This is a genomic window from Vogesella mureinivorans, from assembly GCF_007644035.1.
GTDB lineage: Bacteria > Pseudomonadota > Gammaproteobacteria > Burkholderiales > Chromobacteriaceae > Vogesella > Vogesella mureinivorans.
This window is the reverse complement of sequence record NZ_VMTV02001152.1, coordinates 1-282: the sequence shown is the minus strand read 5'-3', so window position 1 is coordinate 282 and position 282 is coordinate 1. Positions and strand designations below refer to the sequence as shown.

Sequence of the window (282 nt, the reverse complement as noted above, 5' to 3'; positions counted from 1 at the left end):
GGCGCCGCCGGTGCCGGTGAGGCCGACCACCGGGGTCTTGCCGCCGGCCAGCTGCCAGCCCTTGCGCAGGGCGGCCAGCTCGGCCTCGGGAATGGCGCCTTCTTCGATCGCGGAGAGCATGCGGCCGACGGCGATTTCATCTTCCACCGCCACGTTGGCAGGCTTGACCGTGCCAAGCCGCGCCTTGTGGGTGCGGGCGACGAGGTCTTCGATCATCCCGACCAGGCCCATCGCCATGCCGTCGTTCGGGTGGTAGATGCGCTCGACGCCGTAGGCCTGCAC

1 protein-coding gene is annotated in these 282 nt (G+C 70.6%); it reads right to left on the bottom strand.

The genetic code is table 11. The features are described from left to right. Positions 1-282, bottom strand: a 282-nt coding sequence (locus tag FLQ44_RS23275; RefSeq protein WP_147696224.1) for a hypothetical protein, incomplete at both ends; no start/stop codon positions are given.